This window comes from Lelliottia sp. 489 (assembly GCF_050435885.1).
Classification (GTDB): domain Bacteria; phylum Pseudomonadota; class Gammaproteobacteria; order Enterobacterales; family Enterobacteriaceae; genus Enterobacter; species Enterobacter nimipressuralis.
This window is the reverse complement of the sequence record NZ_JBNDLC010000003.1, coordinates 300,805-327,413: the sequence shown is the minus strand read 5'-3', so window position 1 is coordinate 327,413 and position 26,609 is coordinate 300,805. Positions and strand designations below refer to the sequence as shown.

At 55.6% G+C, this 26,609-nt stretch carries 23 protein-coding genes and 1 other RNA gene; 18 read left to right on the top strand and 6 right to left on the bottom strand.

Translation table 11 applies throughout. The annotated features are described in order from the left end of the window. The first annotated feature begins 76 nt into the window (after positions 1 to 76). Complete coding sequence (gene speB, locus ABIE11_RS12805; RefSeq protein ID WP_002434404.1) at positions 77 to 997, top strand: agmatinase; 921 nt, start codon at positions 77 to 79, stop codon at positions 995 to 997. Between the two features lie 107 nt (positions 998 to 1,104). On the opposite strand, the gene ABIE11_RS12800 is transcribed toward speB, so the two are convergent. Further along, positions 1,105 to 1,863, bottom strand: a complete 759-nt coding sequence (locus ABIE11_RS12800; RefSeq protein WP_100779010.1) for a M48 family metallopeptidase — start codon at positions 1,861 to 1,863, stop codon at positions 1,105 to 1,107. Between the two features lie 271 nt (positions 1,864 to 2,134). On the opposite strand from ABIE11_RS12800, the gene tkt reads away from it, so the two are divergent. The 5 genes from tkt (at position 2,135) to mscS (ending at position 9,046) form a co-directional block, all read left to right on the top strand. Then, complete coding sequence (gene tkt / locus ABIE11_RS12795; protein WP_102104709.1) at positions 2,135 to 4,126, top strand: transketolase; 1,992 nt, start codon at positions 2,135 to 2,137, stop codon at positions 4,124 to 4,126. 467 nt (positions 4,127 to 4,593) lie between these two features. Then, positions 4,594 to 5,613 (top strand): erythrose-4-phosphate dehydrogenase, encoded by a 1,020-nt coding sequence (gene epd / locus ABIE11_RS12790; RefSeq protein WP_102104708.1) that lies wholly within the window; start codon positions 4,594 to 4,596, stop codon positions 5,611 to 5,613. Positions 5,614 to 5,662: 49 nt separating this feature from the next. Further along, the gene (gene pgk / locus ABIE11_RS12785) at positions 5,663 to 6,826 is read left to right on the top strand and encodes a phosphoglycerate kinase (RefSeq protein ID WP_100779013.1); all 1,164 of its coding nucleotides are present in this window, start codon (positions 5,663 to 5,665) and stop codon (positions 6,824 to 6,826) included. 92 nt (positions 6,827 to 6,918) lie between these two features. Continuing rightward, entirely contained in the window at positions 6,919 to 7,998 is a 1,080-nt protein-coding gene (gene fbaA / locus ABIE11_RS12780) for a class II fructose-bisphosphate aldolase (protein WP_100779014.1), read from the top strand. 187 nt (positions 7,999 to 8,185) lie between these two features. Then, a complete protein-coding gene (gene mscS / locus ABIE11_RS12775; RefSeq protein WP_100779015.1) occupies positions 8,186 to 9,046 on the top strand; it encodes a small-conductance mechanosensitive channel MscS in 861 nt (286 codons plus the stop codon). Positions 9,047 to 9,096: 50 nt separating this feature from the next. On the opposite strand, the gene dctP is transcribed toward mscS, so the two are convergent. Continuing rightward, positions 9,097 to 10,146, bottom strand: a complete 1,050-nt coding sequence (dctP, locus tag ABIE11_RS12770; protein ID WP_429184620.1) for a TRAP transporter substrate-binding protein DctP — start codon at positions 10,144 to 10,146, stop codon at positions 9,097 to 9,099. Between the two features lie 185 nt (positions 10,147 to 10,331). Between dctP and argO the strand changes: the two genes are divergently transcribed. Beyond that, complete coding sequence (gene argO, locus ABIE11_RS12765; protein WP_100779017.1) at positions 10,332 to 10,967, top strand: arginine exporter ArgO; 636 nt, start codon at positions 10,332 to 10,334, stop codon at positions 10,965 to 10,967. An 88-nt stretch (positions 10,968 to 11,055) separates the two neighbouring features. Continuing rightward, entirely contained in the window at positions 11,056 to 11,796 is a 741-nt protein-coding gene (locus ABIE11_RS12760; protein ID WP_100779018.1) for an oxidative stress defense protein, read from the top strand. 37 nt (positions 11,797 to 11,833) lie between these two features. On the opposite strand, the gene argP is transcribed toward ABIE11_RS12760, so the two are convergent. After that, positions 11,834 to 12,727: a DNA-binding transcriptional regulator ArgP gene (argP, locus tag ABIE11_RS12755; RefSeq protein WP_100779019.1), complete on the bottom strand. Its 894-nt coding sequence runs from the start codon at positions 12,725 to 12,727 to the stop codon at positions 11,834 to 11,836. Between the two features lie 189 nt (positions 12,728 to 12,916). Here argP and rpiA point away from each other — a divergent pair, with 189 nt between their 5' ends. Further along, positions 12,917 to 13,576 (top strand): ribose-5-phosphate isomerase RpiA, encoded by a 660-nt coding sequence (gene rpiA, locus ABIE11_RS12750; protein WP_100779020.1) that lies wholly within the window; start codon positions 12,917 to 12,919, stop codon positions 13,574 to 13,576. Between the two features lie 264 nt (positions 13,577 to 13,840). Then, entirely contained in the window at positions 13,841 to 15,073 is a 1,233-nt protein-coding gene (gene serA, locus ABIE11_RS12745) for a phosphoglycerate dehydrogenase (protein ID WP_100779021.1), read from the top strand. Positions 15,074 to 15,181: 108 nt separating this feature from the next. Here serA and ABIE11_RS12740 read toward each other — a convergent pair whose 3' ends face one another. The 3 genes from ABIE11_RS12740 to zapA form a co-directional block, all read right to left on the bottom strand. Beyond that, complete coding sequence (locus ABIE11_RS12740; RefSeq protein WP_429184619.1) at positions 15,182 to 15,778, bottom strand: 5-formyltetrahydrofolate cyclo-ligase; 597 nt, start codon at positions 15,776 to 15,778, stop codon at positions 15,182 to 15,184. A gap of 24 nt (positions 15,779 to 15,802) precedes the next feature. After that, positions 15,803 to 15,986, bottom strand: a non-coding RNA gene (gene ssrS / locus ABIE11_RS12735) — 6S RNA. Between the two features lie 41 nt (positions 15,987 to 16,027). After that, entirely contained in the window at positions 16,028 to 16,357 is a 330-nt protein-coding gene (zapA, locus tag ABIE11_RS12730; protein WP_100779023.1) for a cell division protein ZapA, read from the bottom strand. 166 nt (positions 16,358 to 16,523) lie between these two features. Between zapA and ABIE11_RS12725 the strand changes: the two genes are divergently transcribed. The 8 genes from ABIE11_RS12725 (at position 16,524) to ABIE11_RS12690 (ending at position 26,538) form a co-directional block, all read left to right on the top strand. Then, a complete protein-coding gene (locus tag ABIE11_RS12725; protein WP_123428885.1) occupies positions 16,524 to 17,102 on the top strand; it encodes a YecA family protein in 579 nt (192 codons plus the stop codon). 24 nt (positions 17,103 to 17,126) lie between these two features. Then, positions 17,127 to 18,440, top strand: a complete 1,314-nt coding sequence (gene pepP / locus ABIE11_RS12720) for a Xaa-Pro aminopeptidase (protein WP_429184618.1) — start codon at positions 17,127 to 17,129, stop codon at positions 18,438 to 18,440. Continuing rightward, positions 18,437 to 19,615 carry a 2-octaprenyl-6-methoxyphenyl hydroxylase gene (gene ubiH, locus ABIE11_RS12715; RefSeq protein ID WP_429184617.1) on the top strand — a complete coding sequence of 393 codons (1,179 nt, stop codon included), beginning with the start codon at positions 18,437 to 18,439 and terminating at the stop codon, positions 19,613 to 19,615. Before pepP ends, ubiH begins: the two co-directional genes overlap by 4 nt. An 11-nt stretch (positions 19,616 to 19,626) precedes the next feature. Further along, positions 19,627 to 20,829: an FAD-dependent 2-octaprenylphenol hydroxylase gene (gene ubiI / locus ABIE11_RS12710; protein WP_107702892.1), complete on the top strand. Its 1,203-nt coding sequence runs from the start codon at positions 19,627 to 19,629 to the stop codon at positions 20,827 to 20,829. Between the two features lie 445 nt (positions 20,830 to 21,274). Next, entirely contained in the window at positions 21,275 to 22,369 is a 1,095-nt protein-coding gene (gcvT, locus tag ABIE11_RS12705) for a glycine cleavage system aminomethyltransferase GcvT (RefSeq protein ID WP_429184616.1), read from the top strand. 24 nt (positions 22,370 to 22,393) lie between these two features. After that, a complete protein-coding gene (gene gcvH / locus ABIE11_RS12700) occupies positions 22,394 to 22,783 on the top strand; it encodes a glycine cleavage system protein GcvH (RefSeq protein WP_429184615.1) in 390 nt (129 codons plus the stop codon). A gap of 69 nt (positions 22,784 to 22,852) precedes the next feature. Further along, positions 22,853 to 25,726: an aminomethyl-transferring glycine dehydrogenase gene (gene gcvP, locus ABIE11_RS12695; RefSeq protein WP_100779030.1), complete on the top strand. Its 2,874-nt coding sequence runs from the start codon at positions 22,853 to 22,855 to the stop codon at positions 25,724 to 25,726. Positions 25,727 to 25,794: 68 nt separating this feature from the next. After that, entirely contained in the window at positions 25,795 to 26,538 is a 744-nt protein-coding gene (locus ABIE11_RS12690; RefSeq protein WP_100779031.1) for an SDR family oxidoreductase, read from the top strand. The last annotated feature ends 71 nt before the right edge of the window (positions 26,539 to 26,609 follow it).

The following is a 26,609-nucleotide window of genomic DNA, read 5'->3' as shown; positions in this document are numbered from 1 at the left end:
CTCGTCGGGTTTAACGACGCGGAGGGGATTTTTTTTCATCTATTTTTAATGCATCGACTCTACATGAGGTCAGGACATGAGCACTTTAGGTCATCAGTACGACAACTCTCTGGTATCTAACGCGTTTGGTTTTTTACGTCTTCCGATGAACTTCCAGCCGTACGACAGCGACGCTGACTGGGTGATCACCGGCGTTCCGTTTGATATGGCAACCTCCGGTCGTGCCGGTGGCCGTCACGGTCCGGCGGCCATTCGTCAGGTCTCTACCAACCTGGCCTGGGAGCACAACCGATTCCCGTGGAACTTCGATATGCGTGAGCGCCTGAACGTCGTTGACTGCGGCGATCTGGTGTATGCCTTCGGCGACGCGCGTGAAATGAGCGAAAAACTGCAGGCGCACGCAGAAAAACTGCTGGCTGCCGGTAAGCGCATGCTCTCCTTCGGCGGTGACCACTTTGTGACGCTGCCGCTGCTGCGCGCGCACGCGAAACATTTCGGTAAAATGGCGCTGGTGCATTTCGATGCCCACACGGACACCTACGCGAACGGCTGCGAGTTTGACCATGGCACCATGTTCTACACCGCGCCGAACGAAGGCCTGATCGATCCAAACCACTCTGTGCAGATCGGTATCCGTACTGAATTCGACAAAGACAACGGCTTCACCGTGCTGGACGCCTGCCAGGTGAACGATCGCGGCGTGGACGACATCATCGCGCAGGTGAAGCAGATTGTCGGCGACATGCCTGTCTACCTGACCTTTGATATCGACTGCCTGGACCCCGCGTTTGCACCGGGCACCGGTACGCCGGTCATTGGCGGCCTGACGTCTGACCGTGCGATCAAACTGGTTCGCGGTCTGAAAGACCTGAACATCGTGGGGATGGATGTGGTAGAAGTGGCACCAGCGTACGATCAGTCTGAAATCACGGCTCTGGCCGCTGCAACACTGGCGCTGGAAATGCTGTACATTCAGGCAGCCAAAAAAGGCGAGTAATCGGGCTGTTTGACTCGCCATTTTGAAACCGGGCAGTGCCCGTCACCCTTACGTACTCTCGGGTGACGGTGCGCTGCCCGTGTCGTTAGTGGCTTTTCTGGAGGGGATTATTTGATCCCGTCTGCCGCCATGCGATCGCGGATATGTTGCGCACGCTCTGCGGACGCCGGGTGATCGTCAAACATTGAGCTTTGACGGCCTTCTTCCAGTTTTGCCAGTTTCTCAAAGCTGGTGGCTAAGCCTGACGGATTGATCCCGCGTTTGCGCAACAGATCGTAGGAGTAGTCGTCTGCTTCTGATTCCTGACGTTGGGAGAACTGGGAGTTAACCAGTTTTTCGCCCACATCGCCCAGCTGGGATTGGGACAGACTGCCAACGATACCGCCTGCAGAGGCTGCCGCCGCACGCACGGCATTGGTGCCGAGCGCCACCTGCATACCTTTCTTCACGTGGCCGAGTGCGACGTGGCCCATTTCATGGCCGATCACCGCTTCGACTTCGTTGTCCGTCATCATGTCCATCAGCCCGCTGTAAACGCGGATACAGCCGTTCGCCATCGCAAACGCGTTCACGTCTTTTGCCATATAGACTTTGTAATTCACTGCCTGGCCATTGATGTTATCGCCCAGCGCGGCGGCAATCTTGTTCAGACGCTGCGCGTAAGTGCTACTGGCCGGTGCGATGGTCGCTTTTCCGTCCATCTCTTTACACGCCTGGTCGCTCAGCGCGACGACCTGCGCATCGCTCAGGGAATAAGCCTGGAAGGCTTCTGCGCCAGAGCTCATCAGACCGTTTGAATCCATATTCTGACAACCGCTCAGCAGGAGCGTCGTACCCAGGGCCAGCACTATTGCACGCATTTTCATGATGTTGCTTCCGTACTCGTTAACTGAAAAAAGTCTGAAAATTGCTCCGGCAGCGAAGCCGCAGTCGCGCTAAGTATAAGGAATATCTGGAGCCCCGGGCGAGTAGATTGCGCAACATGCGAGCGTGATCCAGAGATTTCTTAAAGGGCAAAAGAATGCTCCATGTACATGCTTTGTCGCTTGGGTTACATTGTTGGCACTTTTTTCTGGCATAGCCCAAAACGCGCTGTCGTCAAGGGCGCGGCCTTTAACAGTCCGATCTGGAGTTAAAATGTCCTCACGTAAAGAGCTTGCTAATGCTATTCGTGCGCTGAGCATGGACGCAGTACAGAAAGCCAAATCCGGTCACCCGGGTGCCCCTATGGGTATGGCTGACATTGCCGAAGTCCTGTGGCGTGATTTCCTGAACCATAACCCGCAGAACCCATCTTGGGCTGACCGCGACCGCTTCGTGCTGTCCAACGGCCACGGCTCTATGCTGATCTACAGCCTGCTGCACCTCACGGGTTATGCGCTGCCAATCGAAGAGCTGAAGAACTTCCGTCAACTGCACTCCAAAACCCCAGGTCACCCGGAAGTGGGTTATACCGCGGGCGTTGAGACCACAACCGGTCCACTGGGTCAGGGTATTGCGAATGCGGTCGGTATGGCGATTGCAGAGAAAACGCTGGCGGCGCAGTTCAACCGTCCAGGTCACGATATCGTTGATCACTTCACCTACGCTTTCATGGGCGACGGCTGCATGATGGAAGGCATTTCTCACGAAGTGTGCTCCCTGGCCGGTACTCTGAAACTGGGTAAACTGGTTGCGTTCTACGACGACAACGGCATCTCCATTGATGGTCACGTTGAAGGCTGGTTCACTGACGACACCGCAAAACGTTTCGAAGCCTACGGCTGGCACGTTGTGCGTGGTGTTGACGGCCACGATGCAGACGCGATTAAACGTGCAGTAGAAGAAGCGCGTGCCGTGACTGACAAACCATCCCTGCTGATGTGCAAAACCATCATCGGTTTCGGTTCTCCAAACAAAGCGGGTACTCACGATTCCCACGGCGCACCGCTGGGCGACGCAGAAATTGCACTGACCCGCGAACAGCTGGGCTGGAAATACGCGCCATTTGAAATTCCGTCTGAGATTTACGCTCAATGGGATGCCAAAGAAGCAGGGCAGGCGAAAGAGTCCGTCTGGAACGAGAAATTCGCAGCTTACGCAAAAGCCTTCCCACAGGAAGCGGCAGAATTCACCCGTCGTATGAAAGGTGACATGCCAGAAGATTTCGACGCGAAAGCGAAAGAGATCATCGCTAAGCTGCAAGCTAACCCGGCTAAAATTGCCAGCCGTAAAGCGTCTCAGAATGCGATCGAAGCTTTCGGTCCACTGCTGCCAGAATTCCTCGGCGGCTCTGCTGACCTGGCACCGTCTAACCTGACGATCTGGTCTGGCTCTAAAGCGATCAACGAAGATACCGCCGGTAACTACATCCATTACGGTGTGCGTGAATTCGGTATGACCGCCATTGCGAACGGTATCTCTCTGCACGGTGGTTTCCTGCCGTACACCTCTACCTTCCTGATGTTCGTAGAATATGCGCGTAATGCCGTGCGTATGGCTGCGCTGATGAAGCAGCGTCAGGTAATGGTCTATACCCATGACTCTATCGGTCTGGGCGAAGATGGCCCGACTCACCAGCCGGTTGAGCAGGTGGCTTCTCTGCGCGTGACCCCGAACATGTCCACATGGCGACCATGTGACCAGGTTGAGTCTGCGGTAGCGTGGAAATATGGCGTTGAGCGTCAGGACGGTCCAACCGCGCTGATTCTCTCTCGTCAGAACCTGGCACAGCAGGATCGTACCGAAGAGCAGCTGGCTAACATCGCTCGCGGTGGTTACGTGCTGAAAGACTGCGCAGGTCAGCCACAGCTGATTATCATCGCAACCGGTTCTGAAGTTGAGCTGGCGGTAGCTGCGTGGGATCAACTGTCTGCCGAAGGCGTGAAAGCGCGCGTGGTCTCCATGCCGTCTACCGACGCGTTCGACAAACAGGATGCGGCTTACCGTGAATCCGTACTGCCGAAAGCCGTTTCTGCGCGCGTGGCTGTGGAAGCTGGTATCGCTGACTACTGGTTCAAATACGTGGGCCTGAACGGCGCCATCGTCGGTATGACCACCTTCGGCGAATCTGCACCTGCAGAACTGCTGTTCGAAGAGTTTGGCTTCACCGTTGAGAACGTAGTCGCGAAAGCGAAAGAACTGCTGTAATCGCGTAAACGCCCGGCGGCGAGAGTCTTGCCGGGTGCTATAAAAAAACCAGGTGGGTAGCAATACCGCCTGGTTTTTTTTATGGGGAAAAACTGCCGAAGGAAGAGAGTAGCCTTTAATTTGCGCACTGAGGGTCCAAACGTGGCGCCTGTTCTTTGCGATAGTCGCACAGTGGACCTGACGCAACGGATGACGGCCCAGGGCGAATATGTTTTCGCCGGAGTGGAATAATTCCGCGGAAAATGGCCGAAGAAATGTGACGCAAGTCAGATAAATGGCGAATCCCTCCGGGCGAACGTTCCTTTTATTCCCCGTTTCGCTTATTCTTGCTGAAGCGTTTCAGTCGATTAAATGTTCGACAATTGACCAATCAGTCGCAGTTTGTGACAGGCAAGGATTCCCCTCTGAGCGTAGCTGGATTACTCTTTCAGCCACCTCAATCTCAGGGATAGCCTTGCAGGAGACCTATGACCGTACGCGTAGCGATTAATGGCTTTGGTCGCATCGGACGTAACGTGGTTCGCGCATTATATGAATCAGGACGTCGGGCGGAAATCACCGTAGTGGCTGTCAATGAACTGGCAGACGCGGCGGGTATGGCGCATTTGTTGAAATACGATACCAGCCATGGGCGCTTTGCCTGGGATGTACGCCAGGAAAGAGAGCAACTGTTCGTCGGCGATGATGTGATTCGCGTCCTGCATGAGCGCAGTATTGACGCGCTGCCGTGGCGTGAATTGGGTGTGGATGTGGTGCTGGATTGTACCGGCGTGTACGGCAATCGCGAACACGGCGAGGCGCATCTGGCAGCAGGTGCGAAGAAAGTCCTGTTTTCACATCCCGGTGGTCACGATCTCGATGCAACCGTCGTCTACGGCGTGAACCATCTCGAGCTGCAAGCCGAACACCGTATTGTCTCTAATGCCTCCTGCACCACAAACTGCATTATTCCGGTCATCAAACTGCTAGACGATGCGTATGGCATCGAATCGGGCACAGTAACCACGATTCACTCCGCCATGCACGATCAGCAGGTTATCGACGCGTATCACCCGGACTTACGTCGCACGCGTGCGGCGAGCCAGTCAATCATTCCGGTGGATACGAAACTGGCGGCCGGAATTACCCGAATTTTTCCGCAGTTTAACGATCGTTTTGAAGCCATTGCGGTTCGCGTGCCGACCATAAATGTCACCGCGATTGACCTCAGTGTCACGGTTAAAAAACCGGTAAAAGCCAGTGAAGTCAACCTGTTGCTGCAAAAAGCGGCACAGGGTGCATTTCATGGTATAGTTGACTATACGGAATTACCGTTGGTCTCAGTAGATTTTAACCACGATCCGCACAGTGCCATTGTCGATGGTACACAGACGCGGGTCAGCGGTGCTCACCTCATCAAAACGCTGGTGTGGTGCGATAATGAATGGGGCTTTGCTAACAGGATGCTCGACACCACGTTAGCCATGGCCGCACAAGGTTTCAGGTAGGGCGCAAAGTGCGCATGCAAAACTTTAAGAATCAACGAGAGGATTCACCATGTCTGTAATTAAGATGACCGATCTGGATCTGGCAGGTAAACGCGTTTTCATCCGTGCCGATCTGAACGTACCTGTTAAAGATGGCAAAGTGACCAGTGATGCGCGTATTCGTGCTTCTCTGCCAACCATCGAACTGGCACTGAAACAGGGTGCGAAAGTGATGGTAACCTCTCACCTGGGTCGTCCGACCGAAGGCGAGTACAACGAAGAATTCTCTCTGCTGCCGGTTGTTAATTACCTGAAAGACAAACTGTCCAGCCCGGTACGTCTGGTTAAAGACTACCTGGACGGCGTTGAAGTGGCTGCAGGTGAACTGGTTGTTCTGGAAAACGTTCGCTTTAACAAAGGCGAGAAGAAAGACGACGAAGCACTGTCCAAAAAATACGCTGCACTGTGCGACGTCTTCGTGATGGATGCATTCGGTACGGCTCACCGTGCTCAGGCTTCTACCCACGGTATCGGTAAATTCGCAGACGTAGCTTGCGCAGGTCCACTGCTGGCTGACGAACTGGAAGCACTGGGTAAAGCACTGAAAGAACCCGCACGTCCAATGGTTGCTATCGTTGGTGGCTCTAAAGTGTCTACCAAACTGACCGTTCTGGATTCCCTGTCTAAAATCGCTGACCAGCTGATCGTTGGCGGTGGTATCGCGAACACCTTCGTTGCCGCTCAAGGCCACAACGTGGGTAAATCCCTGTATGAAGCTGACCTGGTTGACGAAGCTAAACGCCTTCTGACCACTTGCGATATCCCAGTCCCAACTGACGTGCGCGTAGCAACCGAGTTCTCTGAAACGGCGACCGCGACGCTGAAATCTGTTAACGACATCAAAGATGAAGAGCAGATTCTGGACCTGGGCGACGTCTCTGCCCAGAAACTGGCTGACATCCTGAAAAACGCGAAAACCATTCTGTGGAATGGCCCGGTTGGCGTGTTCGAATTCCCTAACTTCCGTAAAGGGACAGAAATCGTGGCTAACGCAATCGCAGACAGCGAAGCGTTCTCCATCGCAGGCGGCGGCGACACTCTGGCGGCTATCGACCTGTTCGGTATTTCCGACAAAATTTCCTACATCTCCACTGGTGGCGGCGCATTCCTCGAATTCGTGGAAGGCAAAGTTCTGCCAGCAGTAGCAATGCTCGAAGAGCGCGCTAAGAAGTAAGCCATTCATGGGCAGGGAAACCTGCCCAAATTTCAGCGTGCTTTTTAGAGCTCGCACCTTTTCTAACGGCCGAAGATACAGGACTACGTAACATGTCTAAAATTTTTGATTTCGTAAAACCTGGCGTGATCACTGGTGATGACGTTCAGAAAGTGTTCCAGGTAGCAAAAGAAAACAACTTTGCTCTGCCGGCAGTTAACTGCGTGGGTACCGACTCCATTAACGCCGTACTGGAAACCGCTGCAAAAGTTAAAGCTCCGGTTATCGTACAGTTCTCTAACGGCGGCGCTGCGTTCATCGCGGGTAAAGGCGTTAAAACTGATGTTCCTCAGGGCGCAGCAATCCTGGGCGCTATCTCTGGTGCGCACCACGTACACCAGATGGCTGAACACTACGGTGTTCCAGTTATCCTGCACACCGACCACTGCGCGAAGAAACTGCTGCCATGGATCGACGGTCTGCTGGACGCGGGTGAAAAACACTTCGCAGCGACCGGTAAGCCACTGTTCTCTTCTCACATGATCGACCTGTCTGAAGAGTCACTGCACGAAAACATCGAAATCTGCTCCAAATACCTGGCGCGCATGTCCAAAATGGGCATGACCCTGGAAATCGAACTGGGTTGCACCGGCGGTGAAGAAGACGGCGTGGACAACAGCCACATGGACGCTTCTGCACTGTACACCCAGCCAGAAGATGTTGATTACGCGTACACCGAGCTGAGCAAAATCAGCCCACGTTTCACCATCGCGGCATCTTTCGGTAACGTACACGGCGTTTACAAGCCAGGTAACGTGGTTCTGACTCCAACTATCCTGCGCGATTCTCAGGAATATGTTTCTAAGAAACACAACCTGCCGCACAACAGCCTGAACTTCGTCTTCCACGGCGGTTCCGGTTCTTCTGCTCAGGAAATCAAAGATTCCGTAAGCTACGGTGTAGTGAAAATGAACATCGATACCGATACCCAATGGGCAACCTGGGACGGCATCCTGCAGTACTACAAAACCAACGAAGCTTACCTGCAAGGCCAGCTGGGTAACCCGAAAGGCGAAGACCAGCCGAACAAGAAATACTACGATCCACGCGTATGGCTGCGTGCTGCCCAGACTTCTATGATTACCCGTCTGGAGCAGGCATTCAAAGAACTGAACGCGGTTGACGTTCTGTAATTTGAGTTGCTGAAAAGCGTTAAAAAGGTCCGCATTTGCGGGCCTTTTTTTATGCCTTTTCAACGGGCTGCCACGGCCTATTGTGTGATCTGTTTGGCATAATCAGCACTTTTTGTTTACCCTTTACTGACCTGCCTGTCTCCCAGTGAGATGGATTTTTTGTCTGGATTAGCAAAAGGAAGAATGAATGGATGATCTCGGTGTAGTAGATGGCATCAACAACGCGGGCACCTGGCTGGTGCGCAACCAGGCGCTACTGCTGAGTTATGCGGTGAATATCGTGGCGGCGATTGCGATTATTATCGTCGGTATGATCGTGGCACGCGTGGTGTCCAATGCGATCAACCGCGTGATGCGCGCGCGTCAGATTGATGCCACGGTGGCAGATTTCCTCTCCGCGCTGGTGCGTTACGGCCTGATTGCCTTTACGCTGATTGCTGCGCTTGGGCGCGTCGGTGTACAGACGGCCTCCGTCATCGCGGTACTCGGTGCTGCGGGTCTGGCTATCGGTCTGGCCCTGCAGGGTTCACTGTCGAACCTCGCCGCAGGCGTGCTGCTGGTGACTTTCCGCCCGTTCCGCTCCGGTGAATACGTCGATTTGGGCGGTATTGCCGGGACCGTGCTGCAGGTGCAGATTTTCTCCACCACCCTGCGCACTGTTGATGGCCGTATCGTTGTGGTGCCAAACGGTAAAATCATCGCCGGAAACATCATTAACTTTTCCCGCGAGCCGGTACGTCGTAACGAACTGTTAATCAGCGTGGCGTATGATTCCGATATCGATAAGGTGAAAGCGCTGCTGACGAATATCATTGAGTCGGATGTTCGTATCATCCAGGACCGCGAGAGAACTGTTCGTCTGAACGAACTCGGTGCTTCGTCGATCAATTTCGTGGTACGCATCTGGAGCAAAAGCAGCGATTTGCAGGAAGTTTACTGGGACGTGCTGGAGCGCATTAAGCGTGAATTTGACGCTAACGGTATTAGCTTCCCGTATCCGCAGATGGACGTGAACTTCAAGCGCGTGAAAGAACACGCGAGCGAATAAATCTGTTCTGACAGACAACGCCCGCGCGTGAATACCGGCGGGCGTTTATTTTATCTCAGTGTCTGGTTAACAATGCTGCTGACACCCTGCATCAACAGTCCCGCATCACTGATTCCTTTGTTTTCCTCCTGAGTGACCCATTCGGCCTGAACCTGCTGGTACCCGGTGGCGGTTTGCCAGGCTTTCAGCTCGTCGTTCGTCAGGTAATGAATGGTCGCGCCTTCTCGTTTCATCGCGTTGGTCATCTCGGCCAGATTAGCCTCTTGCGCTGCGCCAAGACGTTTTTGCGTAGCGGCTGCCGCACGTCTGATGGCACCGCGATCCTTGACGTCGAGGCTGTCCCACACCGCTTTATTCATCACCAGCAGATATACGTGTCCGAGCCACAGGGAAGGAGAAAGCTGAATGTAAGGTGCGGCACGCTCGGCGTGAATATCGTGCCCGCTGTCGAGGTTAACCATCAGGCCATCGAGCTGCCCGTCCTTCAGCGCTTCGGTAATGTGCTCATTCCACGGCATATTCACCGGAACGCCACCCGCGTTACGTAAAAATGACTGATGCCAGAAACTGGCCGTTCGCCATTTGCTTGCGTTCAACTGATCGAGTTTCACATTGGGTTGGGTGGTGAAAAAACCTACCGGATACCCGAGGAAAAACTGCAGGTTTATCACGTTATTTTTTTCAAGCTCGTTCCCGAACTGGCGATAATCCTTGAAGATGCGCTGAAAGGCGGCAGCCTGGGCATTACCGCTGGCAGGCCCAAGAGGGAAGCTCTTAAATATCTGGTGCCGTGGAAGGAGATCGGGCGTGTATTCGGGGACGACAGTGCCCATATCCGCAACACCGCCCTGGCTGATGGTCGGTAGTGCGTTATAGCTGGTGGACAGCTCGCCGTTCCAGTGTGCGTCGATTTTCAGGCGACCGAGGGATTCCGTCTCAATCGCTCTAAAAAAAGTCTCTTTTATGAGCCGGGTACGCATGTTTCCGTACGGTTCGTGATCGGTATAGCGTAAGGTAGTGGTCGCGCTGGCGGTGGCAGCCCACAAGCAGGTAAACACCCAGGCGGCGCAGTAAAGTAAAGCCTTCGCGTTATGCTTCATATCCATTCCTTTGGTACGGTTGCTGATACCTTCAGCATACGCTAAATCCGGAGTTAAAACGTTTGTCAGAATCTCAATACGGCATCATTAGGGTAGCTAATTAGTGATTAATATTATCCATTTCCTCTAATGAAGATCTCGCAGTATAGTCTGCCGTAACGACAATCGTGTAAGAGTATTTCCCCATGTTATCTTATTACTTTCAAGGTCTTGCGCTAGGCGCAGCCATGATTTTACCGCTCGGTCCCCAAAATGCGTTTGTTATGAACCAGGGGATTCGTCGCCAGTATCACCTGATGATCGCCATGCTCTGCGCCGTTAGCGATTTGCTGCTCATTTGCGCCGGGATTTTTGGCGGCAGCGCGCTACTGATGCAGTCGCCGTGGCTGCTGGCGCTGGTGACCTGGGGCGGCGTGGCGTTCCTGCTATGGTACGGTTTTGGCGCACTGAAAACCGCCATGAGCAGTAACCTGGAACTTGCCAGCGCCGAAGTGATGAAGCAGGGACGCTGGAAGATCATCGCCACCATGCTGGCGGTGACCTGGCTTAATCCACACGTTTATCTGGATACCTTCGTGGTGCTCGGCAGCCTGGGCGGTCAGCTGGATGTCGAACCTAAACGCTGGTTCGCGCTGGGAACCGTGAGCGCTTCCTTCCTGTGGTTTTTTGGTCTGGCGATACTTGCCGCTTGGCTTGCCCCGCGCTTACGCACCGCCAAAGCGCAGCGCATCATTAATATTCTCGTCGGCGTGGTGATGTGGTTTATCGCGTTCCAGCTGGCGAAAGAGGGCATTAGTCACGTACAGGTATTGTTCAACTAAGCGTTGTCTTATGGACAACTGAAGCAGACGCGCTAAGCTTGCTGCCATGCGCCCTTAGGTGGGCACTTCGCAACATGGAGGAATAACAGTGAAGTTTAAAGTGATGGCCCTGGCGGCATTAGTCAGTTTTGGTGCAGTATCGGTACAGGCAAACGAATTGCCAAATGGACCGCACATTGTCACTTCCGGTACAGCAAGCGTGGACGCTGCTCCCGATGTTGCAACCCTTGCGATTGAAGTGAACGTGGCGGCAAAAGATGCTGCGTCAGCCAAGAAACAGGCCGACGATCGCGTTGCGCAATATCTCTCTTTCCTTGAGCAGAACGGCGTTGCTAAGAAAGACATTAACTCGGCGAATCTTCGCACCCAGCCAGATTACGACTATCAGAATGGCAAAAGCATTCTGAAAGGCTATCGCGCCGTGCGTACGGTGGAAGTGACTGTACGTCAGCTCGATAAGCTGAACTCGCTGCTGGATGGCGCGCTGAAAGCGGGTCTGAACGAAATCCGTTCCGTGTCGCTGGGCGTTGCGCAACCGGAGAAATACAAAGACGAAGCGCGCAAAGCGGCGATTGACGACGCGGTACGTCAGGCAGAGCAGCTGGCTTCTGGCTTCAAATCGAAGCTCGGCCCGGTGTATAGCGTGCGTTACCACGTCTCTAACTACCAGCCAAGCCCGATGGTTCGCATGATGAAGGCCGATGCCGCACCGGTTTCCGCACAGGAAACTTACGAGCAGCCGACCATTCAGTTCGACGATCAGGTGGATGTGGTCTTCCAGCTGGAACCCGCACAGGGCCAGCAGCAACAGCAGGCGCCTGCGCAGTAATCAATGACAAAAAAGCCGGGGTAACCCGGCTTTTTTATTAATCCTGTCTCAACACCTTATGCCCGTAGGCCAGCAGTGCATCGGTGACGTTGCGCATCATGCGGCTCTCCGGCGCAAAACGGTGCCAGTACAACATCCGACGCTGATACAGCCCCGGCGTTAAGTCGATAAGTTCACCGCTCTTCAACTCTTTCTCAATCTGCAAATGCGGGATCATACAGCAGGTCGTCCCCTGACGGGCCAGCTGCACGAAGGCTTCAGACGAATTCACGATATGACAGGGCACGCTGCCCGGCGGCAGATCGAAGTTCTGTTGTAAGAACGCCTGATGCATATCGTCGAGATGATCGAAGGCCACGGCAGGGGCTTTCAGCAGCGCGGCACGGGTGACGCCATTCGGGAAATAACGCTCAGCAAACTCTTTTGAGCCGACAAAAAGATAGTCCAGCGCACCGAGCTGATCGACCAGGCAGCTTGGCAACGCCTGCGGCTGGATACTGACCGCACCCACCACTTCGCCACGACGCAGCCGCTCCTGAGTACGGGTTTCATCTTCCACCTGCAGATTGAGGCGGATAGGCGAATCGGCCAGCACCGAGGAGAGGGCGGGCAGCAGCCAGGTGGCCAGACTGTCGGCGTTCACCGCCAGCGAGAGCAGCAGCGGCGTAGAACCGGTCTGTTCATCGCCCAGCCACTCCTCTTCCAGCAGCTCAACCTGACGCAGCAGGGCCAGCAGCTTCTGCCCTTGTTCCGTCGGACGTGGCGGAACGGTACGCACCAGCAGCGGTTGTCCGAACATATTCTCAAGCTGTTTGATTCGCTGTGATACGGCGGATTGAGTGATGCACAGCTTCTGCGCTGCGCGCTCAAAACCTCGTTCACGAATGACGGCATCAAGCGCCTGTAGTGTTCTGTAGTCCGGACGTTTCATTGCGGGGCAGTACTCCTGAATTTTGCTGATTCTGCACTATGACACAAATTTCCCTTTGTGACAGACCAATTCCGACCACATCGGATCTGTCAGGGCTTTGCTCGGTAATGTGACACCGGTCACAGGGACATTCCCTGCCTGCCTGTTCTATAATACGCCCTGAGTTTTCACACCACAGGCAAAAAGATCATGACGCAGGATGAACTGAAAAAAGCAGTAGGATGGGCCGCTCTCCAGTACGTACAACCCGGTACCATTGTCGGTGTCGGTACTGGCTCGACCGCCGCACATTTTATTGATGCGCTCGGCACGATGAAAGGGCAGATCGAGGGCGCAGTATCCAGCTCCGATGCTTCCACGGAAAAGCTGAAAAGTCTCGGCATTACGGTCTTCGATCTTAACGAAGTCGATCGTCTGGGGATTTACGTTGATGGCGCTGATGAGATCAACGGCCATATGCAGATGATTAAAGGCGGCGGTGCTGCCCTGACGCGTGAAAAGATCATCGCTTCCGTCGCGGATAAATTTATCTGTATCGCGGATGCGTCTAAGCAGGTGGATATTCTCGGTAACTTCCCGCTGCCGGTTGAAGTCATTCCGATGGCGCGCAGCGCGGTGGCGCGTCAGCTGGTGAAACTGGGCGGTCGTCCGGAATATCGCCAGGGCGTGGTGACTGACAACGGTAACGTCATCCTCGACGTTCACGGTATGGAGATTATGGACGCGGTGGCGATGGAAAATGCCATTAACGCCATCCCAGGCGTAGTGACGGTAGGGCTATTCGCCAACCGTGGCGCGGATGTGGCGCTGATTGGCACTGCTGACGGCGTGAAAACCATCGTAAAATGATCTGACGGGGGGAGCCTTCCCCCCGCTAAATATTTTTCAAAAGCGAAATTCGGTGACTTGTGTCACGTTTTTTGACCTGTTCTGACGATCCTGCCGCTTTCCTGATTATCCACAGCATTTTCCTCTGACATTTCGCCCTGGATGACTTTTCTTCAGAGTGGCGACGCAAACGTTCATATTGCTGCAATAGTTTTTTTTGATATGTTGGCGGGAGCGGATTTAAATCCAGCACAACATCAGTTCAGACAAAACAGGGTCGGGTAAATGGCAAAGGTATCACTGGAAAAAGACAAGATTAAGTTTCTGCTCGTCGAAGGGGTGCATCAGAAAGCACTCGATAACCTTCGTGCTGCAGGGTACACCAACATCGAATTCCACAAAGGCGCGCTGGATACTGAGCAGCTGAAAGAATCCATCCGTGATGCCCATTTCATTGGCCTGCGATCCCGTACTCACCTGACTGAAGAGGTTATTGCCTGCGCTGAGAAGCTGGTGGCTATCGGCTGCTTCTGCATCGGTACTAATCAGGTTGATCTGAATGCGGCAGCCAAACGCGGCGTGCCGGTCTTTAACGCACCTTTCTCCAACACCCGTTCCGTGGCGGAGTTAGTGATTGGCGAGCTGCTGCTCCTGCTGCGCGGTATTCCGGAGGCGAACGCCAAAGCCCACCGCGGTGTGTGGAACAAGCTGGCGTCCGGCTCGTTCGAAGCGCGCGGTAAAAAGCTGGGGATTATCGGCTACGGCCATATCGGTACGCAGCTGGGGATTCTGGCCGAATCTCTCGGCATGAATGTCTTTTTCTACGATATCGAAAACAAACTGCCGCTGGGTAACGCGACTCAGGTGCAGCATCTTTCCGATCTGCTGAACATGAGCGATGTGGTGAGCCTGCACGTGCCGGAAAACGCCTCCACCAAAAATATGATGGGTGCGGAAGAGCTGGCGCTGATGAAACCGGGCGCACTGCTGATCAATGCCGCTCGCGGTACGGTAGTGGATATTCCTGCCCTGTGCGATGCCCTGAAGCGCAAGCATCTGGCGGGCGCGGCTATCGATGTCTTCCCGACAGAGCCGGCCACCAACAGCGATCCGTTCACCTCACCGCTGTGTGAATTCGACAACGTGATCCTGACGCCGCACATTGGCGGTTCGACCCAGGAAGCACAGGAAAATATCGGTCTGGAAGTGGCGGGTAAACTGAGCAAGTATTCCGATAACGGTTCTACGCTGTCTGCGGTGAACTTCCCGGAAGTGTCTCTGCCGCTGCACGGCGGTCGCCGTCTACTGCATATCCACGAAAACCGTCCAGGCGTGCTGACCGCGATTAACCAGATTTTTGCCGAGCAGAGCGTCAACATCGCCGCGCAGTATCTGCAAACTAACTCGCAGATGGGCTATGTGGTTATTGATATCGAAGCAGATGAAGATGTGGCGGAGAAAGCGCTGCTGAGCATGAAGGCGATTCCGGGCACGATTCGCGCGCGTCTGTTGTACTAATCTGCGGTTTGCTGTGTCGGGTGGCGCTGACGCCTTTCCCGACCTCTCTGGCGAATCCAAATCGTAAGCCGGGTATGGCGTAGCCGCCACCCGGCTGTATTGATTACTTCACCACTCCCACACTCTCGACGGCGTCACCACTGCGGGCAGCGGAATATCCCATTTCTCCACCGGCAGCGCTTTTACGCCCTGACAATCATGGGCATAGCCCACCGGCTGCAAACCATACTGCTGCCAGTTTTGCAGCGTGCGATCGTAAAATCCTCCGCCCATCCCCAGACGTTGACCGCTTTCATCAAAAGCCACCAGCGGCGTGATCAGCACATCCAGTTCGCTTAAGGGGAGGACATCGCGCACATCGAGTTTGGGTTCGCTAATTTTCAGACGGTTCACCACCAGTTCGCTGTGCGGATGGTAGTGCAAAAACAGCAGATTGCCCGGACTGAACGGGTGCAGCACCGGCAGATAGACCTTTTTCCCGGCGCGCCAGAGTTGTTCGATCAGCGGTTGGGTATCCAGCTCGCCGTCAAACGACAGAAACAGGGCGACGGTATGGGCCATAACCACAGGGGGATACGCCATCATACGGGCGGCAGCGAGCTGGGCGAAATGCGTTTGTTGTTCGGGCGAAAGCGCTCGACGATGTTTGCGGATTAACTGACGGATGTCTTGTCGGGAAGCAGGGACTTCAGGAAATTGAGTCATGATGCTTGAAGGTAGTAAAGAAGGGGAATCTCCGAGATGCCGCCGCAGGCTGTAACCCTTGAACCCTTGGTTCAAGGTGAATGTGTCGTCATAGTCTTAAGGCTTCTCGGACGAACCGAGCATGCTCACCGACCATGGAGCGCCACATTCTTGTGGTATGAAATATCGGCTCAGGGGACTGGCCCGCTTGCGAACATCTCAGAGAAATTTTGTCTTCACAGTCACTCTACCATAGTCAACTGCAAAGTGTTATTCAAACTTTTGCACCGGCCTTTCGGGGGTGCGACCCTGATCAAGCAGCGCTTGTTCAATGGTCTGTTGGAGCATTTTGATGCGTTGCTCCATGCTCGCCGCGTAGTCGCGGGTCTTCGCTTTTTCCTGAGTTAATTCATAGCTGATGTTCAACGCGGCGATGAAAACCAGCTGCTCAGTATTTGTGACTCTAGTGCGTTCTTTTAGATCTTGCAACCGCTGATTCAAATCATCCGCAGCCTGATTCAAAGCATCCCTTTGTTCAGGCGGACAATTCACTCGCAGCGAACGGCCAAAAATTTGGAGATCGACGGGTTGTGCAGACATGCCACCTTCCTGCTGATTGACTGCGCGACCTTCGCACATGGCCCGGGGGCTGCGAAGGGGCGACACTATAGCTACCCTGATATGAAGATACAAGCCCTTTTCTGGTATCTCCAGGGTCCAAAGTGGTAGCATATCATGAATATTCCTCCAACGATGACGAATGCGCATGTCTATACAGAACGAAATGCCTGGTTACAACGAAGTAAGCCAGTTACTTAACCAGCAGGGCGTGGGTTTGACCCCTGCTGAAATGCACGGTCTGATCAGTGGCATGCTGTGCGGCGGAAACAGCGACAGCTCATGGCAGCCGCTGCTTCATGACCTGACGAACGAAGGTCTGGCCTTTGGTCACGAGCTTGCTGAAGCCCTGCGCAAAATGCACTCGGCGACCAGTGATTCTCTGGAGGACGATGGCTTCCTTTTTCAGCTTTATCTGCCTGATGGCGACGACGTCAGCGTCTTCGATCGTGCCGATGCGCTGGCAGGCTGGGTAAACCACTATCTGCTGGGTCTGGGCGTTACGCAGCCTAAGCTCGATAAAGTCACCGGCGAAGCGGGTGAAGCGATCGACGATCTGCGCAACATCGCGCAGCTGGGCTACGACGAAGACGAAGATCAGGAAGAGCTGGAAATGTCCGTCGAAGAGATTATCGAGTACGTACGCGTCGCGGCGCTGCTGTGCCACGACACCTTTACGCGCTCACAGCCGACCGCACCGGAAGTCCGTAAACCGACCTTACATTAAAAAAAGAACGCACAGGAGGGTGTCATGACTCAACAGGAGTTTCTTCGCCGCCGCCAGGCGCTTTTAGCCCATATGCAGCCGGGCAGCGCGGCACTGATTTTTGCCGCACCGGAAGCCACACGCAGCAATGACAGCGAATATCCCTATCGACAGAGCAGCGATTTCTGGTACTTCACCGGCTTTAACGAGCCTGAAGCGGTACTGGTGCTGATTAAGAGCGATGACACCCACAACCACAGCGTTCTCTTTAACCGCGTTCGCGATCTGACTGCCGAAATCTGGTTTGGCCGCCGCTTAGGGCAAGACGCCGCGCCAGAGAAACTTGGCGTGGAACGCGCGCTGGCTTTCAGCGAAATCAACGAGCAGCTCCATCAACTCCTCAACGGTCTGGACGTGGTGTATCACGCTCAGGGCGAATACGCTTATGCCGATGAACTGGTGTTTGCGGCGCTGGATAAACTGCGTAAAGGCTCTCGTCAGAATTTATCGGCACCCGCGTCCCTGACGGACTGGCGCCCAATCGTTCACGAAATGCGGCTGTTTAAATCGCCGGAAGAGCTGGATGTGATGCGCCGCGCGGGCGAAATCAGCGCGCTTGCCCATACCCGCGCCATGGAAAAATGCCGTCCGGGAATGTTCGAGTATCAGCTCGAAGGCGAAATTCTTCATGAATTCAACCGCCACGGGGCGCGCTTCCCGTCCTACAACACGATTGTGGGCGGCGGGGAAAATGGCTGCATCCTGCATTACACCGAAAACGAAAGCGAACTGCGTGACGGCGATCTGGTGCTGATCGACGCCGGGTGTGAATATCGCGGTTACGCCGGTGACATCACCCGCACCTTCCCGGTGAACGGCAAATTTAGCCCTGCGCAGCGCGCTGTTTACGACATCGTGCTGGAATCACTGGAAACCGCGTTAACGCTGTTCCGTCCGGGGACCTCTATTCAGGACGTAACTGGCTCGGTGATCCGCATCATGGTGAACGGGCTGGTGAAACTGGGTATCCTCAAGGGCGACGTGGAAGAGTTGATTGCCGACAACGCCCACCGCGCGTTCTTTATGCACGGCCTGAGCCACTGGCTGGGGCTGGATGTCCACGATGTCGGCGGCTACGGTCCGGATCGTTCGCGCACCCTTGAGCCGGGCATGGTGTTAACCGTTGAACCGGGCCTGTATATCGCGCCCGATGCGGATGTCCCTGCCGAGTATCGCGGGATTGGTATTCGTATTGAAGACGACATTGTGATCACCGAAAACGGCAACGAAAACCTCACGGCTTCCGTGGTCAAAAAGGCCGATGAGATCGAAGCTCTGATGGCGGCGGCGCGCGTATGAGCGTGATTATTGTGGGCGGTGGCATGACGGGCGCGACGCTCGCGCTGGCCATCTCACAGCTGACGCACGGCCAGTTCCCCGTTCACCTGGTTGAAGCCGTTGCGCCGCAGACGGCGCAGCATCCAGGCTTTGATGCCCGCGCGATTGCGCTGGCGCAGGGGACCTGCCAGCACCTGTCGCGCCTGGGGATCTGGCAGGCGATTGCCGAGTGCGCGACGTCGATCAATACCGTTCACGTCAGCGATCGCGGCCACGCCGGTTTTGTCACGCTCGATGCCCAGGATTACCACATTAATGCCCTCGGGCAGGTGGTCGAACTGCACGACGTGGGGCAGCGTCTGTTCCGCTTATTGCAGGATGCGCCTGGCGTGACGCTGCACTGCCCGGCGCGCGTCGCAAGCTTCACCCGCAGTGAAGCGAGTGTGAGCGTGACGCTGGATAACGGCAATGTGCTGGACGGCAAACTGCTGGTGGCCGCAGACGGCTCCCGTTCTGCGCTTGCCACCCAATGCGGTATCGAATGGCAGCAGCAGCCTTATGGTCAGGCGGCGGTGATCGCCAACGTTTCTACCGCTGTGCCTCATCAGGGCCGCGCCTTTGAACGTTTTACCGAGCATGGCCCACTGGCGATGCTGCCCATGTCGGCTGGCCGCAGTTCGCTGGTCTGGTGCCACGCATTGGATGCTATGGATGACGTGATGGCCTGGTCAGATGCGCATTTTTGCGATGAACTGCAAAAAGCCTTTGGCTGGCGTTTAGGGCGAATCACCCACGCCGGGAAACGCGCCGCCTATCCGCTGGCATTGATCACCGCATCGCGCTCCGTGTCTCATCGTGTGGCGTTAGTCGGGAATGCGGCGCAAACCCTGCATCCGATTGCCGGGCAGGGGTTTAACTTAGGATTACGCGATGTCATGAGCCTGGCGGAGACGCTGGCGCAGGCATGGCAGGATCGCGACGATTGCGGTGCTTACTCCGTGCTTTGTCAGTATCAGAAACGCCGTCAGGCAGATAAAGAGGCGACCATCGGGGTGACCGATGGCCTGGTGCATCTGTTCGCGAATCGCTGGGCGCCGCTGGTAGCCGGGCGCAACGCGGGCCTGATGGCGATGGAACTATTCATTCCGGCACGCGACGTGCTGGCGCAGCGAACTCTCGGTTGGGTCGCTCGTTAAGGAGTTACTAAGTGCAGAATGTTGATGTTGCCATTGTCGGCGGCGGAATGGTGGGGCTGGCGCTGGCCTGTGGTTTACAGGGCAGCGGCCTGCGTGTGGCGGTGCTTGAACATAAGCCGCCGCAGCCTGTTGCGCAGGACGCACCGCCAGAGCTACGCGTGTCGGCCATTAACGCCGCCAGTGAAAAGCTGTTAACGCATCTCGGCGTCTGGTCAGAGATCACCGCGTTTCGCGCCAGCTGCTACCACGGGATGGAAGTGTGGGACAAAGACAGCTTCGGCCATATCGCGTTTGACGATGAAAGCATGGGCTACAGTCATCTGGGCCATATCGTTGAAAACGCGGTGATTCACCACGCTCTGTGGCGCAAAGCCCAGAGCTGTTCCGACGTCACCCTGATGGCGCCCGCGCAGGTGCAACAGATCGCCTGGGGCGAAAACGAGGCGTTTCTGACACTGCAAAGCGGCGATATGCTTACCGCGCGGCTGGTTGTGGGTGCCGATGGCGCAAACTCCTGGCTGCGTAACAAAGCGGATATTCCGCTCACCTTCTGGGATTACCGTCATCATGCGCTGGTGGCGACGATCCGCACGACCGAACCGCACGGCGGTGTCGCGCGTCAGATTTTCCACAATGACGGCATCCTGGCGTTTCTGCCGTTAAGCGATCCGCATCTGTGCTCCATCGTCTGGTCACTGGTGCCGGAAAAAGCACAGCAGATGGAGGCGGCGACGCCTGACGCATTTAATCAAGCGCTGTGCATGGCCTTTGATAACCGTCTTGGGCTGTGTACGCTGGAAAGTGAACGCCAGCTCTTCCCGCTGACCGGACGCTACGCGCGGCAGTTTGCCTCGCACCGTCTGGCGCTGGTGGGCGATGCCGCACACACTATTCATCCGCTGGCCGGGCAGGGCGTGAATCTGGGCTTTATGGATGCCGCAGAGCTTATCGATGAGCTGCGTCGTCTGCATCGTGAAGGCAAAGACATTGGTCAGCATTTGTACCTGCGCCGCTACGAGCGCAGCCGCAAACACAGTGCGGCGATGATGCTGGCGGGGATGCAAGGCTTTCGCGAGCTGTTTGCCGGTAACAATCCGGCGAAAAAACTGCTGCGCGATGTTGGACTGAAACTGGCGGATACGCTTCCCGGCGTCAAACCGCAGCTCCTTCGCCAGGCGATGGGGTTAAACGATCTTCCTGAGTGGCTGCGTTAAGCACTAAACGTTAAATTAGACCCCCATCACACTTTCCTCTCCCGGCCTTTGTGCCGGGATGTTTCCCTCGTTTGAAATATTCTAATTCCACGCCTCTTTTCGCATTAGATTATCTAATGTCGTGTTTTTCTCATGACGGAAATTAGCCGCGTTTTTCCACAGAAAATATCAGCCTGTGCTAAATATTGTGAAATTAAAGTTAATTTAATGCGGGGTAAATCGCATTTTGCCAGTGAATAACTCTGTAGGCTTTTCAGCGTTTTTTGGTCATAAGCTAATGTGATGACCCGCTTTAGCTTATGGTTAATCGCCGATTTCGGTGGTAAGTTCAGGGGAAAGAGAACGTTTGCGTCGGCGTCCAGGAGTGATACCGACGCCGGGTTTCGTGGTGAAATTTCGCGCGAAACACAAGATTGCCCCGCTCTGCTAAATCAACGAGGACAAGATGGCTCAACAGACTCCTTTGTACGAACAACACACGTTATGCGGCGCGCGCATGGTGGATTTCCATGGCTGGATGATGCCGCTGCATTACGGCTCGCAGATCGATGAGCACCACGCCGTGCGCACCGATGCCGGGATGTTCGACGTCTCCCACATGACCATTGTCGATCTCCGCGGCAGTCGCACCCGGGAGTTTCTGCGTTATCTGTTGGCGAACGATGTCGCCAAACTCAAAACGCCAGGCAAAGCGCTCTACACCGGGATGCTTAATGCCTCCGGCGGCGTGATTGATGACCTGATCGTTTATTACTTCACTGAAGATTTCTTCCGCCTCGTTGTTAACTCCGCCACCCGCGAAAAAGACCTCTCCTGGATTTCTGAACACGCTGCCAAATACGCCGTTGATATCACCGTACGTGACGATCTTTCTCTGATCGCCGTTCAGGGTCCTAACGCGCAGGCTAAAGCCGCTTCTCTGTTCAGCGATGAGCAGCGTAAAGCGACCGAAGGCATGAAGCCGTTCTTCGGCGTTCAGGCAGGCGATCTGTTCATCGCGACGACCGGCTACACCGGTGAAGCGGGCTATGAAATTGCGATGCCGAACGAGAAAGCCGCCGATTTCTGGCGTGCGCTGGTTGAAGCGGGTGTCAAACCTGCGGGCCTGGGCGCGCGCGATACGCTGCGTCTGGAAGCCGGGATGAACCTCTACGGTCAGGAGATGGATGAAGGTATCTCTCCGCTGGCTGCCAATATGGGCTGGACCATCGCATGGGAACCGGCTGACCGCGATTTTATTGGCCGTGAAGCGCTGGAACTGCAGCGTGAAAAAGGCACCGATCAGTTGGTCGGCCTGGTGATGAAAGAGAAGGGTGTGCTGCGTAACGAGCTGCCTGTGCGTTTCACCGATGCCAGCGGCAATCTTCATGAAGGTATCATCACCAGTGGCACATTCTCACCGACGCTGGGCTACAGCATTGCGCTGGCGCGCGTACCGGCCGGGATTGGCGAGACTGCCGTGGTGCAGATCCGCAACCGTGAAATGCCGGTCAGCGTGACTAAACCGATTTTTGTTCGCGCCGGTAAACCGGTCGCCTAATCATTTTTTATCAGGAGAATTCCAATGAGCAATGTGCCAGCAGAACTGAAATACAGCAAAGAACACGAATGGCTGCGCAAAGAAGCCGACGGGACTTACACCGTTGGGATCACCGAGCACGCGCAAGAGTTGCTGGGTGACATGGTGTTTGTGGACCTGCCGGACGTCGGCGCTTCCGTGAGCGCGGGCGACGACTGCGCTGTTGCAGAGTCGGTGAAAGCCGCGTCTGACATCTACGCGCCAGTGGGCGGCGAAATCGTGGCCGTCAACGACGCCCTGAGTGACTCCCCGGAGCTGGTTAATAGCGAGCCGTACACCGGCGGCTGGATTTTCAAAATCAAAGCGAACGACGAAGCAGAAGTTGAAGCTCTGCTGGATGCAACCGCGTACGCAGCACTGTTAGAAGACGAGTAATTGCTTTTCACCCTCTCCCGAAAGGGGGAGGGGATCCTAATATCACCGCACGTTTAGGAACCATCGCTCATGACACAGACTTTAAGCCAGCTTGAAAACCGTGGCGCCTTCATTGAACGCCACATTGGGCCGGATGCTCAGCAACAGCAGGAGATGCTGAAGACAGTTGGCGCGGATTCGTTAAACGCACTGATCGGCCAGATCGTGCCCAAAGACATTCAGCTCGCCACGCCGCCCCAGGTAGGTGACGCGACCACTGAATACGCCGCGCTGGCAGAGCTGAAGGCAATCGCCGGTCTCAACAAGCGCTTTAAGTCTTACATTGGCATGGGCTACACCCCGGTGCAGTTACCGCCGGTGATCCTGCGCAACATGCTGGAAAACCCAGGCTGGTACACCGCCTATACGCCTTATCAGCCGGAAGTCTCCCAGGGCCGCCTGGAGGCGCTGCTGAACTTCCAGCAGGTGACGCTGGATCTGACAGGGCTGGATATTGCCTCCGCTTCTCTGCTTGACGAAGCGACCGCCGCCGCCGAAGCGATGGCGATGGCTAAGCGCGTCAGCAAGCTGAAAAACGCTAACCGCTTCTTCGTGGCGGCAGACATTCATCCGCAGACGCTGGACGTGGTCCGCACCCGTGCGGAAACCTTCGGGTTTGACGTGATTGTTGACGATGCGGAAAAGGTTCTGGATCACCAGGATGTGTTTGGCGTGCTGTTGCAGCAGGTTGGCACCACCGGTGAAGTTCACGACTACAGCAGCCTGATTACTGAGCTGAAATCCCGCAAAATCGTGGTCAGCGTGGCCGCTGATTTTATGGCGCTGGTATTGCTCACCGCCCCTGGCAAACAGGGCGCAGATATTGTCTTCGGCTCAGCACAGCGCTTCGGCGTGCCGATGGGCTACGGTGGCCCGCACGCAGCCTTCTTCGCGGCGAAAGACGAATTCAAACGCTCCATGCCTGGCCGTATTATCGGTGTGTCGAAAGACGCTGCCGGTAACACCGCGCTGCGCATGGCGATGCAGACGCGCGAGCAGCATATCCGCCGCGAGAAAGCTAACTCCAACATTTGTACCTCTCAGGTGCTGCTGGCCAACATCGCCAGCCTGTACGCCGTGTTCCATGGCCCGGTCGGCCTGAAACGCATCGCTACCCGCATTCACCGTTTTGCCGATATTCTGGCGGCGGGCTTGCAGCAGAAAGGCCTCAAGCTGCGCCATGCGCACTTCTTCGACACCCTGTGTGTGGAAGTGGCTGACAAAGCGGGCGTGCTGGCGCGTGCCGAAGCTGCCGAAATCAATCTGCGTAGCGACATTCTGAACGCAGTGGGTATCACCCTGAACGAAACCACTACCCGTGAAGACATCCAGGCGCTGTTCAGCGTACTGCTGGGTGATGACCACGGTCTGGACGTCGCTAACCTGGATAAAGAGGTGGCGCACGACAGCCGCTCCATTCAGGAAAGCATGCTGCGTGACGACGCGATCCTGGCCCATCCGGTGTTTAACCGCTATCACAGCGAAACCGAGATGATGCGTTACATGCACTCTCTCGAGCGCAAAGATCTGGCGCTGAACCAGGCGATGATCCCGCTGGGCTCTTGTACCATGAAGCTCAATGCCGCTGCGGAAATGATCCCGATTACCTGGCCTGAGTTCTCCGAACTGCACCCGTTCTGCCCGGCCGATCAGGCGGAAGGCTACCATCAGATGATCGGTCAGCTCTCCGACTGGCTGGTGAAACTGACCGGTTACGACGCACTCTGCATGCAGCCAAACTCCGGCGCGCAGGGTGAATACGCAGGCCTGCTGGCGATTCGTCACTATCACGAAAGCCGCAACGAAGGGCATCGTGATATCTGCCTGATCCCAAGCTCTGCCCACGGCACCAACCCGGCGTCTGCACAGATGGCAGGAATGGAAGTGGTCGTCGTTGCCTGTGATAAAAACGGCAACATCGACCTTGCCGATCTGCGTGCGAAAGCAGAGCAGGCGGGTGACAAGCTCTCCTGCATCATGGTGACTTACCCGTCCACTCACGGCGTGTACGAAGAGACCATCCGCGAAGTGTGCGAAGTGGTGCATCAGTTTGGCGGTCAGGTTTACCTCGACGGCGCAAACATGAACGCGCAGGTGGGGATTACTTCTCCAGGTTTCATCGGCGCGGACGTTTCGCACCTGAACCTGCATAAAACTTTCTGTATTCCGCACGGCGGTGGCGGCCCGGGTATGGGGCCAATCGGTGTGAAAGCGCACCTGGCACCGTTCGTTCCAGGCCACAGCGTGGTGCAGATTGAAGGCATGCTGACCCGTCAGGGCGCAGTCTCTGCGGCACCGTTTGGCAGCGCATCTATTCTGCCAATCAGCTGGATGTATATTCGCATGATGGGCGCGGAAGGGCTGAAGCAGGCAAGCCAGGTGGCGATTCTGAATGCGAACTACATCGCAACTCGCCTGAAAGACGCTTATCCGGTGCTCTACACCGGTCGCGATGGCCGCGTGGCGCACGAATGTATTCTCGATATTCGTCCGCTGAAAGAGGAGACCGGGATTAGCGAACTGGATATTGCTAAACGCCTGATCGACTACGGCTTCCACGCGCCAACCATGTCCTTCCCGGTGGCGGGTACGCTGATGGTTGAACCGACCGAATCGGAAAGCAAAGTCGAACTGGACCGCTTTATCGACGCGATGCTGGCGATCCGCGCGGAAATCGACCGTGTGAAACAGGGTCAATGGCCGCTGGAAGATAACCCGCTGGTGAACGCCCCGCACACTCAAAACGAGCTGGTGGCCGAGTGGAACCACGGTTATACCCGTGAGCAGGCTGTCTTCCCGGCAGGTGTGGCGAACAAATACTGGCCGACCGTGAAACGTCTCGACGATGTCTACGGCGATCGTAATCTGTTCTGTTCTTGCGTGCCAATGAGCGAATATCAGTAATACTTAAGCTTTGACAGGAGGCCGGGTAAGGCGTAGCCGCCACCCGGCTTTTTTATTGGGAGAAATATATGGCAATTGCACTGGTTACCGGCGCGAGCCGGGGAATTGGCCGAGCGACAGCCCTGCAGCTGGCAGGCGAAGGCTACACCGTGGCGGTGAATTATCACCACAATATTAAGGCCGCGACGGATGTGATCGCTCAGATTACCGATGCAGGTGGCAAAGCCTTTGCCGTGCGCGCGGATATCAGCGACGAGACGCAGGTGCTGGCGATGTTTGACAGCATTGACCGCGAGGGAGAGCCGCTGGCGGCACTCGTCAACAACGCCGGGATTTTGTGTGAGCAGAGCACCATCGAAAATCTCTCCGCCGAGCGCATCAACCGCGTGCTGGCGACCAACGTTACGGGCTATTTCCTCTGCTGTCGCGAAGCGGTAAAACGCATGTCCTTCAAACATCACGGTAAAGGCGGGGCGATTGTGAACGTCTCGTCGGCAGCATCGCGTCTGGGGGCACCGGGCGAGTACGTTGATTATGCGGCGTCGAAAGGGGCGGTGGATTCACTCACAACCGGGCTGGCGCTGGAAGTGGCGGCGTACGGTATTCGGGTCAACGGCGTGCGTCCCGGCCTGATTTACACCGATATCCATGCGTCCGGCGGTGAGCCTGGTCGTGTGGATCGGGTGAAATCCGCTTTACCGATGCAGCGCGGCGGCCAGCCTGAAGAGGTAGCGCAGGCGATTGTCTGGCTGCTCAGCGAGAAAGCGTCGTATGTGACGGGCAGTTTTATCGAGTTAGCGGGCGGGAAGTAGTGATAATGCCCGGCGGCGTTGCGCTGACCGGGCTGGAGAGTGCTGGTCGGCGCAAGCTAAGCGCCGACCGG